A 13,366-nucleotide genomic window follows, 5' to 3' on the forward strand; every position below is an offset into this window, starting at 1 on the left:
ATCAGCAACATCCCGCAGCTTCATGCTTAAAACAGAAAAATCTTCATGAAAAACAAAGCCGAACCTTTACACATGCCGACTCGTTTTCACAAAAACTCATTATATAAGTATTAATTATTTTCATCTTAATTAAATCACACGAATAATTTATCTGCCGGGATAAAAACAAAGACCGGGTTCTGTTTCTCACAAAACCCAGTCTTTTGAGGCCGTCTGAAAGTCCAATCTGCTTTTTCAGACGGCCTCACTCAGCTGCTTCAAACCTATTACAACAAAGCCTCGGGCGACTCCGGCAGAATCTGCCCGCCGTCCACAATCAATGTTTGGCCGGTAATATAAGCAGCTTCACGGCTGGCTAAAAAACAGGCTGCATAGCCGATGTCTTGCGGCTTGCCGAGGGTGTGGGTCGGAATGGTCGCACGCATTTGCGCCAGATAAGTTTCGCCCTGCGCTTCCAAACCTTCGGTCAAAATATTGCCCGGCATCACGGCATTAACGGTAATGCCGAAACGTGCATACTCAAGCGCCGCGCTGCGCATAAAGCCGAGCTGTCCGGCTTTGCTGGCGCCGTAATGGCTCCACCCCGGAAAACCGGTTACCGGGCCGGTAATCGACGAGGTAATCACAATCCGCCCGTAATTCTGCGGCTGCATCACGTTTAAGGCCGCCTGAACGATAAAAAACGTGCCTTTCAAGTTGATGCTGTGGGTATTGTCCCAATCGGTTTCGCTCATTTCGGCTAAGTTTTTTTGCGGGAAAATACCGGTATTCGAACACAAAATATCCAGTTTGCCGTGCTGCTTCACTACTTGCTCAACCACTTCCCGGCAACTTTGTTGAGAACGCACATCCAAATACTGATAATGCCCGCCCAATGCCGCCGCCGTTTTCTCTCCGTTTTCACGGTCGATATCGGCGATAACGACATTGGCTCCGGCTTTTTTCAGCACTTCGGCAATGCCTTTGCCGATGCCTTTGGCGCTGCCGGTTACTAAAGCGGTTTGGCCGTTGAGGGAAAATAGATTCATGGCTTCTCCTTTAGGTTGTGGGTTTATTGGCTACATGCTTTGTAAAGCGAACAATACCGTCAAGCTGATATTTTACGCCCTTAGCCTGCGGGTTTAAACCTAAGTATCTTTTGTTTAAACATCTGATTTAACCGTTGCCGCCGCAAACATGCCAGCGCTTTGTGATGTGTACTTCCATATCACGCGGCGCTTCCAGCATACATTCCGCCTGCCCTTTCCATACGCAAGCCAACATGAAATTGCCCATTTTGGCGCTTATGCCGTTCCAAGCACCTTGTTGATTCACATGCAGACATTTGAGGCCATCTGAATCATACTGCCACCCTACCCTCTGCATATCCGATGGGAACGCCAAACCTGCGGCTTTCAATAAGGCTTCTTTCAAGGTCCACAGTTCGTAAAAATCTTCACTCAGCCAACCGCGTTGCGCCAAATACTCCTGCTCGTGCGGAGCAGCCACCCACTCGGCCAGCGCCGCAAAATCGCGCGGCCGCATGTATTCCAAATCCACACCGGCATGCGATACGCCATCGCCCGTTAAAACAGCCGCCGAACCTTTGCTGTGCGACAAAGACAGCACGGGCAAAACAGCCTGCTGTTTAAGGTAGCGGCTTACCTGCCAATCCATCCGTTGCGCAAGAGACGGATTGTGCGCCACGCAGTTTTTGTCCTGCACATCCAGCATTTCCGTGCGATACAGGTCGGCACAACTGTGATCTGCAAGCAGGCAAATCAGTTGGGGCTGCTTCGTCAAGGCCGTTTCCATATCCATCTATCCATAAAACCTTGAGGCCGTCTGAAAAAGTTGCGAAGCTCTCAAGTTCGCTTTCAGACGGCCTCAATCTCTCCAACCATCATCCGCCGTTTATCAGGCCCAATGTTTCTTTTTAGACGTTTTACCAATACCCGGGTTAAAACTGTTGGTCGGATCGAGCTTGCGGTAAAACTGTTTCAATGCCGGCTTGGCTTCATACAGATGGCCGACGTTGTGCTCTGCCGGATATTGTGCGCCGCGTTGGTCGAGTAGCTCCAGCATTTGGTGTTCTAAATCCATGCAGTTATGGCCTTTTTTCACGATATAGTCTTGGTGGAACACATGGCACATGAAATGGCCGTAGTAGAGTTTGTGGCTGATTTTACTGTCGATTTCAGACGGCAGCCGTTCAAACCAATCATCATCATTGCGTCGCAGGGCGATATCGAGGGCAACAATATCTTCCACTTCTTGATCGTGAACGGCACGGTAACGCACGGCGGCAGACGCTACGGCGAAGCGGTGCAGCATTGCAGCTTGGGTTTCTTCGGGGCTGCATTCAAAATAAGCGCCCGATTTTTCAGCAAAATAAGTTTTCAAAAACGCCCGCGCTTCTTCAACACCCTCGCCGCCCATTTTCAAAATCAGATGATGCTCGAAACGGCTGCGGTAGTCGCGTAAAGACTGCGGCAGATGTTCCGGCAGATATTTGCTGATAAATTGCAACGCTTTATCGGAAAAATGCGCCGGCAACAGCTTGAACTTCTTGCCCAATCTATCCACTTTCGCTTTAAAACCGAACAACTTGGGCAGTTGGTGTGTGCCGAATTGTTTAATCACCCAAAACGTGTCTTTGCCGTATTCGGCAGCCATATCAAAAGCATCGCGGTGAATGTATTCGCCGGAAACGGGCAGATTTTTGAAACCGCCCAGCACGGCACGGCGGATGTCGGTAAGTTCGGCAGTATCGTTGGTGCCGATATAGAAAACGGCAGTATTTTTTTCCAAAGGAAAGGTATCCAAGCGCACGGCAAACACCATCAGCTTGCCCGCACAGCCCGATGCTTCGTAATGGCGGGCAGGGTCGGCGTTGAAACGGGCGGCGGTGGGTTCGTCCACTTGGCGCACATGATTGCAATAAGCATGGTCATGGCCTTTGCCGGCATCGCGGGTGATGTCTTTCTGCTGATAATGGTGGCCTTGCAGATTGGTGAGGATTTCTTCGGGGGTTTCGCCCAAATCAATGCCCAGATGGTTGATTAAATGCAGCTTTCCCTGTTCGTCTATTTGCGCGAACAAAGCCATTTCGGTATAAGCGGGGCCGCGTTGTACCAGTGCGCCGCCCGAATTGTTGCACACGCCGCCCAGCACGGATGCGCCGATACATGACGAACCAATCACGGAATGCGGTTCGCGCCCCAACGGTTTCAGCAGCAATTCAAGCTGATTCAAAGTAGCACCCGGCAGACACACAACTTGCTCGTTGTTATTGATGGGGCGGATGATGTCCATGCGCATGGTGTTCACAATCACGATATCGCGGTCGTAATCGTTGCCGTCGGGCGTGGAACCGCCGGTCAGCCCCGTATTGGCAGCCTGCGTGAGCACAATCACATCGGCTTCCACACAGGCTTGTAGGACTTTCCATTGCTCCAACACAGTGCCCGGCCGCACCACGGCAAGTGCTTTACCTTCGCCGAAACGGTAGCCTTGGCGGTAGGGTTCGGTTTTGGCCGGATCGGTAATGATGTATTGTTGGCCGACAATTTCCGTGAGCGTTTGTAACAACCGGGTTGCGTTCATGATGTTCTCTTATATTCAATGGTTACTTGTGAAATATAACAAGTGTGCGTTTTTTTCACAGATTGGTCAAATATGTAAAACAAATTCCCCATAACAAAACCGCCCTCTGAATCGCTATGACTCAGAGGGCGGCCGGTTAAACGGAGAACGTATTATTTACAGTTCACACCTTGAATTTTCGGCGTATCACCGTCGCCGACTTTAAATACGCACTTGGTTGAAGAGCTACCCGAAATGGTCAGATTACCGCCGGACAGATTAAGGTTAACCGGCTCTTTCACGCCCATGCTCACGGCAGTAGAAGCGAGCTTTTGTACGTTGTCTTGTGTGTAAGATGTGTTATTAGACGCTACTTTGATTTCTTTGGCTGCATAAACGTTTGCAGTCGCCAACAAAGCAGCGGCGGCATACAGGGCAAAGAATTTGGTTTTTTTCATGGATTTGTTTCCTTAACAATGGTGCAATACATGCACCGGTGTATGTAGAATAGGGGCAAATGCTTTCTACTGCAAGTTATGGGATTTTTTTTACCGAATAATGTTGTAAACCGATACATTTTCTTCACATTTTTAGCAGTTTAAAGCAACAAACTATTGTTTTTACATTATTCGTTCCATCAAAACATTTCAGACGGCCTCATCCATGCTTCGAGGCCGTCTGAATCATTCTTCACATAAACCTGCTAGGTTCATACTTTATTAATTAAAAGGTATATCCGGTTTCCAATTCATCATCGCCCACCAGCTCCACCAACAAAGCGTACAGTGGCGCCAAATCATGATAACGGCGGGTGGCGCGGCGCAGGTAATTTAAGAAACGCGGGATTTCGGGGCGGTATTTGTCTTTGCCGTCGCGATAATAAAGCCGTGCGAAGATGCCGGCCACTTTCAGATGGCGTTGAACGCCCATCCATTCAAACCAGCGGTAAAATTCGTCGAAATTTTCAGGCACGGGCAAACCGGCCGCACGCGCTTTTTCCCAGTAGCGGATCACCAAATCCAGCACAAATTCTTCTTCCCATTCGATAAAGGCATCGCGCAGCAGCGACACCAAATCGTAAGAAATCGGGCCGTATAAAGCGTCTTGGAAATCCAGCACGCCGGGGCGGTCTTTTTGCAGCATCAGGTTGCGGACGATGAAATCGCGATGCACATACACTTGCGGCTGAGCCAGCAATGGCGGCAGTAAAACGTCCACGGTTTGCTGCCATAGCTGCTTTTGCTTGAAGTTCAGAGGCTTGCCCAGTTCTTTAGCCACAAACCACTCAGGGAAAAGGTTAATTTCGCGCAGCATCACTTCGCGGTCATATTCGGGCAATACGCCGGCTTGACTGTTTTTCTGCAAAACAATCAGTTCGTCAATGGCTTCCAGCAGCAGCGCTTTATGGGCAATTTCGCTAGGCTCGTGCTGCATGGCGGTGAGAAACGTGGTATTGCCTAAGTCGTTCAGCACCATAAAACCTTGAGATTCGTCCACATGCTGAACTTGCGGCACGTTAACCATATCAAATAGTTTTTGCACTTTTAAATAAGGTGCAACGCTCATTTTATCGGGCGGGGCATCCATACAGACAACCGTTTGGCCGTCTGAAAACACGGCGCGGAAGTAGCGGCGGAAATCGGCATCGGCGGCGGCAAACTCAAGATTGAACGCCCGCTGGGGGTAAAGCGCCTCGAGCCAGTTTTTCAGTTCAGATTGTCGTTGCATAGTCGTTTTGTGTTTTTTCAGGTTACAATAGCCGCTATTCTAACTGGCAAAACCGATTTAAGGTGAGACTTTGGCTCGTTTATTTTCATTAAAACCACTGGTGCTGGCACTGAGTGTCGGTTTCGGAGCAAGCGTTACGGCGCAGGCTGCCAATGATTTGTCACTCGGCAGCACTTGCCTGAATTGTTCGCCGGAAAAATTACAGAAATACGCAAAATCACATAGCAATCCCGATATCAAACGCAGCGGGGAAACGCCCCTGCCCTCCGATTACACCCGCATTACCGCCGATAAAGTGGAAGGCCAAACCAATGTCAAAGTACGGGCCGACGGCGATGTGATTATCGAGCGCAACGATCAAGTGCTGAACGCACAATGGGTGGACTACGACCAAACCAATGAAACGGTAACCGCCGGCGACCAATTCGTGCTTTACCAAAACGGCTCCACCGTCAGCGGCAGCAACCTCCAATACAACCTTTCAGACGGCACCGGCGTTTCCCACAACGCCCGCCTCGAAGCAGAGCAAGACGGCCGCCGCCTGCAAAGCGTGAGCGAAAAAGCCGAAATGCAGGGCAACGGCCGCTACAAGCTCATCAACACCCAATTCAACACCTGCTCGCCCGGCGATGCCAGCTGGTTTATCAAAGCCAAAAGCATAGAAGCCGACCAAAACACCGGTATCGGCGTAGCCAAAAACGCCTCTTTAGTATTCGGCGGCGTGCCCGTTCTCTATACACCGTGGGTTGATTTCCCGCTCAACGGCCACCGCAAAAGCGGCCTGCTCGTTCCCAACCTAACCATCGGTTCAGACGGCCTCGAGTTTGATCTGCCCTACTATATGAACCTCGCCCCCAATTACGATGCCACGATTGCACCCGGCTTTATCGCCAGACGCGGCGTGCGCTTAGGCGGCCAATTCCGCTATCTCGATGAAAAATTCGCCGGACAAGTGGAAGGCTCGTGGATGCCGAACGACAGAAAAAGCGTTCACAACAACCGCTATCAAGCCAAAATCGACCACCGCCACCAATTCACCGACAACCTGCGCGGCGGCGTGGAATACCATCAAGTTTCCGACGACGACTATTACCGCGATTTCTACGGTCGTGAAGACATCGCCCGCAACGTCAACCTCAACCGCCAGATTTGGTTAAACTACGACCAACAACTTTGGGGCGGCAATGTAAGCAGTTATTTCACCGCACAAAAATACCAAACCCTTGCCAATGCCGACGGCTTTAAAGACGAGCCATACAGCATCATGCCCCGCTTCTCGACGCAATGGGAAAAAAATGCCGGCAAAGCGCAATTCAACGTATTCGGGCAATTTACCCGTTTTGCCCACGATACCAAACAAGCAGGCAACCGCGTAGTACTCTACCCCAGCGTGAAATGGGATTTCCACAACTCATGGGGCTATGTGCGGCCCAAAGTCGGCGTGCACAGCACTTATTATGATTTAGACAGCTTGGGCAGCATTTCCGCCCGCACCGTTTCGCGCACGCTGCCCATTATCAACGTTGACAGCGGCATCACTTTGGAGCGCAACATTTCTTTATGGGGCGACCGCTACCTGCAAACCCTTGAGCCACGCCTGTTTTACAACTACATCCCGTCGAAATCCCAAAACGATTTGCCCAACTTCGACGCCTCCGAAAACAGCTTCAGCTATGCCCAGCTTTTCCGCGAAAACCTGTATTCGGGCAATGACCGCATCAATTCGGCCAACAGCATATCCACCGCCGTACAAACACGCCTGCTCAACCCCGATAACGGCTCTGAAATTTTCCGTGCCGGCATCGGACAAAAGTTTTATTTCAAAAACGATAACGTCCAGCCCGACGGCAGCATAGGCCGCTACGCACGCAACCGTTCCGACATCGTCGCCTTTGCCAACGGGAACATCAGCAACAACGTGCGCTTGGATTTAGACATCCATTACAACCAAAACGAAAGCCGCGCCGAAAGCTATTCCGCCGGACTGCGCTACAACCCTGCCCCCGGCAAAACCTTAAGCGCCCGCTACAAATACGGACGCAACGAAAAAATCTATCTGCAAGACAACGGCAGCTACCACTACGACAAGCTCAACCAGATAGATTTGGCCGCACAATGGCCGCTCTCCCCCAATCTTTATGCTGTAGCGCGCTACAACTACGAAATCAGAGCCAAAAAACCGCTTGAAATGCTGGCGGGATTAGAATACAAAAGCGGCTGCGGCTGCTGGAGCGCCAGCGTGGTCGGCCAACGCTACGTTACCGGCCTGCACAGCAAGAAAAACGCCGTGTTCTTCAATTTGCAGCTTAAAGACTTAAGCAATATCGGCAACAACCCATTCGAGAAACTACGCTTGGCCATTCCCGGCTACAGCAAAACCAACGAGGTAGTCAAACCATGAATTTCAAAACCCTGATGCTTGCTGCCGCCACCGGCTTGGCCTTACACACCGCACAAGCCTCTGAAATCAAACAGGTTGACGGCATTGCCGCCGTTGCCGGCAACGAAGTCATCACCCACCGCGACGTACGCCAAGCCATGGCCGAAGCCCGCAGCTTTTTGGGTAAAAACAATGTTTCCGAAAACGAACTGCGCACACAAGTATTGCAGCAGCTCATCAACCAATCGCTGATTGTGCAGGCCGGCAAACGCCGCAACATTACTGCGAGCGATGCCGAAATCGACAACGCACTGGCCGACATCGCCCAATCGCGCAAAACCACAGTTGAAGGCCTGTATGCTCAAAGCGCCAAAATCGGCGTGAGCAAAGCCGCCATGCGCCGCAGCATTGCCGACAGCATCATCACGCAAAAAGTACAGCAGCAAGCCGTGATGCAGCACACCCGCGTCAGCGATGCCGAAATCAACGCTTTCATCCAAGGCGCCGCCCGGCAAGGCATCAACCTGCCGCAAGGCCGGCCTTTGCGCCAATACCGCGCCCAACACATTCTGATTAAGGCCGACAACCCCAAAGCCGTTCAAGCCGCAGAAAGCAGCATCCGCAGCATCCACAAACAAGCCCGCAGCGGTGTAGATTTTGCAGGCTTGGCACGCCAATTCTCACAAGACGGCAGTGCCAACAACGGCGGCGACTTAGGCTGGTTTTCAGACGGCCAAATGGTGCCCGAATTTGAAAATGCCGTACACGACTTAGCACCCGGCCAAATCAGCCGCCCCGTACGCACCCAGTTCGGCTGGCACATCATCAAACTGGTCGACGTGCGCGATGCCGGCACGCCCGAAGAACGCCAACGCGAAGCCGTCCGCCAATACATCGCCCGCCAAAAAGCCGAACAGGCCACGGCCAGTCTGCTGAAAGACTTGCATCAAAGCGCTTATGTGGAAATTCGCCGCTAAAGTGTTCTAAATGCAAAAAGATAGCCATGCTTTTCCGGCATTGGCTATCTTTTTTATATGCGTATCCGACACCTGAAAAGCCCACACCTTTTCCCAAGAATATTAATACCGAAACAAAACGTAAGCGCATATAATTTAACCTTGACTACATCGCACTACAACACGGTATAATTCCGTCTGCACGCAGACCGTTTCAGCAAAGCTCGCAAATTTCGCTTTCAGACGGCCTGCATTCACACTTAACCACCAACCAAACCATAAAGGAAACCAACATGGGCATTAAGATTGCCATCAACGGTTATGGCCGTATCGGACGTCAGGTATTACGCGCAATCTACGATTACAAATTGGAAAAACAACTTGAAGTCGTGGCGGTTAACGCCAGCGGCAGCATAGAAACCAATGCCCACCTCACCAAATTCGATACCGTACACGGCCGCTTCGATGCCGATGTGTCTCATGATGAAAACCACTTGATCATCAACGGTAAAAAAATTCCTTTCTTCTCTACCCGCAATCCCGCCGAACTGCCGTGGGATCTTTTAGGCGTTGACTTGGTCATGGAATGTACCGGCGCATTCACCAGCAAAGCCGCAGCCAAAGTACACTTGGAATCAGGCGCTAAAAAAGTGCTGATTTCCGCACCCGGCGGCGACGATGTGGATGCCACCATCGTGTATGGCGTTAACCACGACGTGCTGACCCCCGAAATGACCGTCGTATCCAACGCATCGTGCACCACCAACTGCTTGGCGCCCGTTGCCAAAGCCCTGCACGAAGGCATCGGCATCAACAAAGGTTTGATGACCACCATCCACGCCCTCACCAACGACCAAACCGTTACCGACGTGCGCCATAAAGACTTGCGCCGCGCCCGCAGCGGTGTGGAAAACATGATTCCGACCAAAACCGGTGCCGCCAAAGCCGTGGGCTTGGTATTGCCCGAGCTGAAAGGCCGCTTGGACGGTTTGGCCATCCGTGTGCCGACCGTAAACGTTTCATTGGTTGACTTGAGCTTTGAAGCCGCCCGCGACACTACCGTGGAAGAAATCAACAGCATCCTGAAAGCTGCTTCTGAAAACGAAATGAAAGGCATTTTGAGCTACAACACCCTGCCTTTGGTTTCTATGGACTTCAACCACACCACCCAAGCCAGCAACTTCGACAGCACGCTCACCAAAGTCACCGCCGGCAATATGGTTAAAGTATTCTCTTGGTACGACAACGAGTGGGGCTTCAGCTGCCAAATGCTGAATACCGCCCGTGCCATGTTCGGTTTGGAAGTAACACCGTTCAAATAATCCGAAACCCGGCTGTATGACGAGGCCGTCTGAATATTTTGTTCAGACGGCCTCATTGCATGAAACAACCCATTAAGCCAACACCTGAAATTTCGGCCTCTATACTTTTCAGACGGCCTTCAGTAATTTCTTTTATAATCCGACATCTTTGATACGACCTCCAATTCACCATGCAACGCGTACTCATTCTCCAGCATCCGTCTCTCGGCCAATGCAACTTAAACGTTTTAAACAGCCTCAATCTGCCTGCGGCAACACCATCCGGCCGCACCCTGCGCATTCCCGTGGCCGACGATTTCCAAGTCAGCGAAACGCTTTCACACGCGCTGCTGGAGCAGTCTATCGATTATGCCGTGTTGCCCGACATGGCGTTTTCCGACTTGGGCCTGATTGTGAGCGACATGGATTCGACGCTGATTACCATCGAATGCGTGGACGAAATTGCCGCCGGAGTCGGCCTGAAAGAACAGGTTACCGAGATTACCGAGCAAGCCATGCGCGGCGAATTGGATTTCGAACAATCCCTGCGCCGCCGCGTCGCCCTACTCGCCGGCTTGGATGCGCGCGTGCTGCAAGAAGTGTACGACAAGGTGTTACAGCTTTCGCCCGGTGCGGAATATCTGCTGGATGAATGCAAGAAACACGGCGTGAAGTTTTTGCTGGTGTCCGGTGGCTTCACCTTTTTCACCGAACGGCTGCAACAGCGGCTCGGCTTTGAATACCAACACGCCAACGTACTGGAAATTTCAGACAGCAAGCTTACCGGAAAACTCGTCGGCAAAATCGTCGATGCCCAAACCAAAGCCGATTTGCTGGCAGAATACCGCGCCAAACTCGGTTTACAAGCGCACCAAGTATTAGCCATGGGCGACGGCGCCAACGATATTCCTATGCTGCTCGAATCCGGCGTCGGCATCGCCTACCGCGCCAAACCCAAAGCCCAAGCACATGCCGATGCCTGTATCCGCTTCGGCGGACTGGAAGCCGTGCGCGGTTGGTTCCGTTAAAAGTCTGATAAATGAAATAAGGCCGTCTGAAAGCGAACTTGAGAGCTTCGCTTTCAGACGGCCTCATCATTTCAAGCGACAGCTTTATTCTTGTTCGCTCTCCGTGCTGCGGATGACCAGCAGCGGCAGATGGCTTTGACGCATCACGGTTTCGGCAAAGCTGCCCATCAACAAGTGCATCAAACCGCTACGACCGTGCGTACCCAACACAATCAGATCAGAACCTTGAGAATCGGCATAATCCACCAATTCTTGAGCCATTTCGCGTGCGCCTTTATTGGCCACCAGCAGATGTTTCACCACATCCGACACGCCCTGCTCTTTGGCGCTGTTTTCGGCAAAATCCAAAACCTCGTTACCTTGTGCGACCGCTGCCGCTTCATAACTCTCGTGTTGCAGAAACTCAGGAGCCAGCGCCATATATTCGGCGGGATTGGCCACATGCACCAAAGTCAAACGCGCATTGCCCGAGCTGGCCAAAGCGGCTGCATGTTTCAAGGCATTGAGAGATGTTGCGCTACCATCTACGGCCACCACTAAATTTTTATACATCATTCATTCTCCTTGGTTACGGCACCTTACCGGCCCTTTGTGTGAAGTGTGAATCAAACCCAGCTTGAAGTATAATACCCCCACGCTGTTTTAGCAGCGTTTTTTGTGTTGAATTTGACTTACCACAAGGCCGAACATGTCCGAATCCCTTTCTGCCCGCCGCTTCGGCGGCATTGCCCGCCTGTATGGCACCGAAGCCCTGCAACGCTTTCATCAAGCCCATGTGTGCGTGGTGGGCGTCGGCGGTGTCGGCTCTTGGGCGGTAGAAGCACTCGCACGCACCGGCATCGGCCGTCTGACCTTGATTGATTTGGATAACGTGGCCGAATCCAACGTCAACCGCCAGCTTCCCGCGCTGACTTCCGAATTCGGCAAAGCCAAAGTCAGCTCGCTGCACGAACGCATCCTGCAAATCAATCCCGACTGCCAAGTAACCGAAATCGAAGACTTCGTTACCGAAGAAAACCTTGACGAACTGTTCAGACGGCCTTTCGATTTTGTGATCGACGCCATCGACCAAGTGCGCGTAAAAGCAGCAATGGCGGCCTATTTCGTCCAACATAAACAACCTTTTATCCTCAGCGGCGGTGCCGGCGGACAGAAAAACCCCGCGCTGATTCAGACTGCCGATTTGAGCCGCGTAACCCACGACCCGCTGCTCGCCAACCTGCGCTACACCCTGCGCAAACGCTACGGCTTTTCCCGCGACACCAAAGCCAAAATGAACGTACCCTGTGTGTTTTCCACCGAAAACATCACCCCGCCGCAATCGGGCGAAGCCTGTGCAGCCGATGCCGCCCCGCAAGGGTTATCCTGCGCGGGCTACGGCGCGAGCATGTTGGTTACCGCCTCATTCGGCCTGTATTGTGCGCAGGCAGCTATCGACCATATAGGTAATCGGAAATGACTTCGACAGCCGAACACACCAACAGGCCGTCTGAAAACGCCGTCGCATGGATTTTCGGCCAGCCCGTTACCGACGTGCCGCAGGATTTGTTTATCCCGCCCGATGCGCTCAAGGTGGTGCTGCACAGCTTTCAAGGGCCGCTGGATTTGCTGCTTTACCTGATCCGCAAGCAGAATATCGACGTGCTGGATATTCCGATGATTAAAATCACCGAGCAATATCTGCACTACATCGCCCAGATGGAAGCCTATCAGTTTGATTTGGCGGCGGAATACCTGCTGATGGCGGCGGTGCTGATTGAAATCAAATCTCGGCTGCTGCTGCCGCAACCTGCCGGCATCGAAGAAGGCGAAGAAGCCGACCCGCGCGCCGAACTGGTGCGCCGCCTGCTGGCTTACGAACAAATGAAGCTCGCCGCCGCCGGTTTGGACGCCCTGCCCCGCGCCGGACGCGATTTTGCATGGGCTTATCTGCCGCTGGAAATCGCCGTTGAAGCCAAACTGCCCGATGTGCATGTTGCCGACCTCACGCAGGCATGGCTGAACATCCTTTCCCGCGCCAAGCACACCCGCAGCCACGCCGTCGTACAGGAAGCGATTTCGGTACGCGCGCAAATGAGCAGCATCTTGCGCCGTTTGAACGAACGCGGGCAATGCCGCTTTTCCGAGCTGTTCCATCCCGAACAAGGCATCGCTTATGTGGTGGTCAACTTTATCGCTTTGCTGGAATTGGCCAAAGAAGGCTTGGTGCGCATCATCCAGCCGCAAAGTTTTGCCGAAATTGATATCCGCCTGAAAGACGACGGTGTTGAAGTTTCCGAGCTGCCTGCACAGGAAGAGCCGGAAGAAGCGGCGGCTGATTCTGCTGAAAAAGATAATGATTTGATTGGATAAAACATCTTTTTCAAGCATGTAAGCCACACATATGCAACGAGGCCGTCTGAACATTTT

General features: G+C 52.0%; 12 protein-coding genes. 6 read left to right on the forward strand and 6 right to left on the reverse strand.

The annotated features are described in order from the left end of the window. Window positions 1-266: 266 nt before the first annotated feature. From fabG to amgK, 5 genes are all read right to left on the reverse strand, one after another. Entirely contained in the window at window positions 267-1,028 is a 762-nt protein-coding gene (gene fabG / locus CKV66_RS09210) for a 3-oxoacyl-ACP reductase FabG (protein ID WP_085363595.1), read from the reverse strand. A gap of 127 nt (window positions 1,029-1,155) precedes the next feature. Continuing rightward, complete coding sequence (locus CKV66_RS09215; RefSeq protein WP_231990480.1) at window positions 1,156-1,800, reverse strand: 4'-phosphopantetheinyl transferase family protein; 645 nt, start codon at window positions 1,798-1,800, stop codon at window positions 1,156-1,158. Between the two features lie 96 nt (window positions 1,801-1,896). After that, the gene (gene dld / locus CKV66_RS09220) at window positions 1,897-3,585 is read right to left on the reverse strand and encodes a D-lactate dehydrogenase (protein ID WP_085363596.1); all 1,689 of its coding nucleotides are present in this window, start codon (window positions 3,583-3,585) and stop codon (window positions 1,897-1,899) included. 152 nt (window positions 3,586-3,737) lie between these two features. After that, entirely contained in the window at window positions 3,738-4,022 is a 285-nt protein-coding gene (locus CKV66_RS09225) for a hypothetical protein (protein ID WP_085363597.1), read from the reverse strand. Window positions 4,023-4,287: 265 nt separating this feature from the next. Further along, entirely contained in the window at window positions 4,288-5,292 is a 1,005-nt protein-coding gene (gene amgK / locus CKV66_RS09230) for an N-acetylmuramate/N-acetylglucosamine kinase AmgK (RefSeq protein WP_085363598.1), read from the reverse strand. A gap of 70 nt (window positions 5,293-5,362) precedes the next feature. Here amgK and CKV66_RS09235 point away from each other — a divergent pair, with 70 nt between their 5' ends. The 4 genes from CKV66_RS09235 to serB all read left to right on the forward strand — a co-directional run bounded on the left by CKV66_RS09235 (window position 5,363) and on the right by serB (window position 10,957). Next, the gene (locus tag CKV66_RS09235) at window positions 5,363-7,693 is read left to right on the forward strand and encodes an LPS-assembly protein LptD (protein ID WP_085363599.1); all 2,331 of its coding nucleotides are present in this window, start codon (window positions 5,363-5,365) and stop codon (window positions 7,691-7,693) included. After that, window positions 7,690-8,649 (forward strand): peptidylprolyl isomerase, encoded by a 960-nt coding sequence (locus tag CKV66_RS09240; protein ID WP_085363600.1) that lies wholly within the window; start codon window positions 7,690-7,692, stop codon window positions 8,647-8,649. The genes CKV66_RS09235 and CKV66_RS09240 overlap by 4 nt, the downstream gene beginning before the upstream one ends. Window positions 8,650-8,921: 272 nt before the next feature. Further along, the gene (gene gap, locus CKV66_RS09245) at window positions 8,922-9,950 is read left to right on the forward strand and encodes a type I glyceraldehyde-3-phosphate dehydrogenase (RefSeq protein ID WP_085363601.1); all 1,029 of its coding nucleotides are present in this window, start codon (window positions 8,922-8,924) and stop codon (window positions 9,948-9,950) included. A 170-nt stretch (window positions 9,951-10,120) separates the two neighbouring features. Next, a complete protein-coding gene (serB, locus tag CKV66_RS09250) occupies window positions 10,121-10,957 on the forward strand; it encodes a phosphoserine phosphatase SerB (RefSeq protein ID WP_085363602.1) in 837 nt (278 codons plus the stop codon). Between the two features lie 84 nt (window positions 10,958-11,041). Here serB and CKV66_RS09255 read toward each other — a convergent pair whose 3' ends face one another. Beyond that, window positions 11,042-11,509 (reverse strand): universal stress protein, encoded by a 468-nt coding sequence (locus CKV66_RS09255; RefSeq protein ID WP_085363670.1) that lies wholly within the window; start codon window positions 11,507-11,509, stop codon window positions 11,042-11,044. A 136-nt stretch (window positions 11,510-11,645) separates the two neighbouring features. Here CKV66_RS09255 and CKV66_RS09260 point away from each other — a divergent pair, with 136 nt between their 5' ends. Continuing rightward, complete coding sequence (locus tag CKV66_RS09260) at window positions 11,646-12,416, forward strand: tRNA threonylcarbamoyladenosine dehydratase (protein WP_085363603.1); 771 nt, start codon at window positions 11,646-11,648, stop codon at window positions 12,414-12,416. Further along, on the forward strand, window positions 12,413-13,309 hold the full coding sequence (locus CKV66_RS09265; protein WP_085363604.1) for a segregation and condensation protein A: 897 nt from the start codon (window positions 12,413-12,415) through the stop codon (window positions 13,307-13,309). The genes CKV66_RS09260 and CKV66_RS09265 overlap by 4 nt, the downstream gene beginning before the upstream one ends. Window positions 13,310-13,366 lie beyond the last annotated feature (57 nt).

Source organism: Neisseria zoodegmatis (assembly GCF_900187305.1).
GTDB lineage: Bacteria > Pseudomonadota > Gammaproteobacteria > Burkholderiales > Neisseriaceae > Neisseria > Neisseria zoodegmatis.

Coding starts and splice junctions, on each gene's coding strand:
- CKV66_RS09260 (WP_085363603.1), top strand. CDS start 11,646: ATGTCCGAATCCCTTTCTGCCCGCCGCTTCGGCGGCATTGCCCGCCTG.
- CKV66_RS09255 (WP_085363670.1), bottom strand. CDS start 11,509: ATGTATAAAAATTTAGTGGTGGCCGTAGATGGTAGCGCAACATCTCTC.
- CKV66_RS09240 (WP_085363600.1), top strand. CDS start 7,690: ATGAATTTCAAAACCCTGATGCTTGCTGCCGCCACCGGCTTGGCCTTA.
- CKV66_RS09225 (WP_085363597.1), bottom strand. CDS start 4,022: ATGAAAAAAACCAAATTCTTTGCCCTGTATGCCGCCGCTGCTTTGTTG.
- serB (WP_085363602.1), top strand. CDS start 10,121: ATGCAACGCGTACTCATTCTCCAGCATCCGTCTCTCGGCCAATGCAAC.
- CKV66_RS09265 (WP_085363604.1), top strand. CDS start 12,413: ATGACTTCGACAGCCGAACACACCAACAGGCCGTCTGAAAACGCCGTC.
- dld (WP_085363596.1), bottom strand. CDS start 3,585: ATGAACGCAACCCGGTTGTTACAAACGCTCACGGAAATTGTCGGCCAA.
- gap (WP_085363601.1), top strand. CDS start 8,922: ATGGGCATTAAGATTGCCATCAACGGTTATGGCCGTATCGGACGTCAG.
- amgK (WP_085363598.1), bottom strand. CDS start 5,292: ATGCAACGACAATCTGAACTGAAAAACTGGCTCGAGGCGCTTTACCCC.
- fabG (WP_085363595.1), bottom strand. CDS start 1,028: ATGAATCTATTTTCCCTCAACGGCCAAACCGCTTTAGTAACCGGCAGC.
- CKV66_RS09215 (WP_231990480.1), bottom strand. CDS start 1,800: ATGGATATGGAAACGGCCTTGACGAAGCAGCCCCAACTGATTTGCCTG.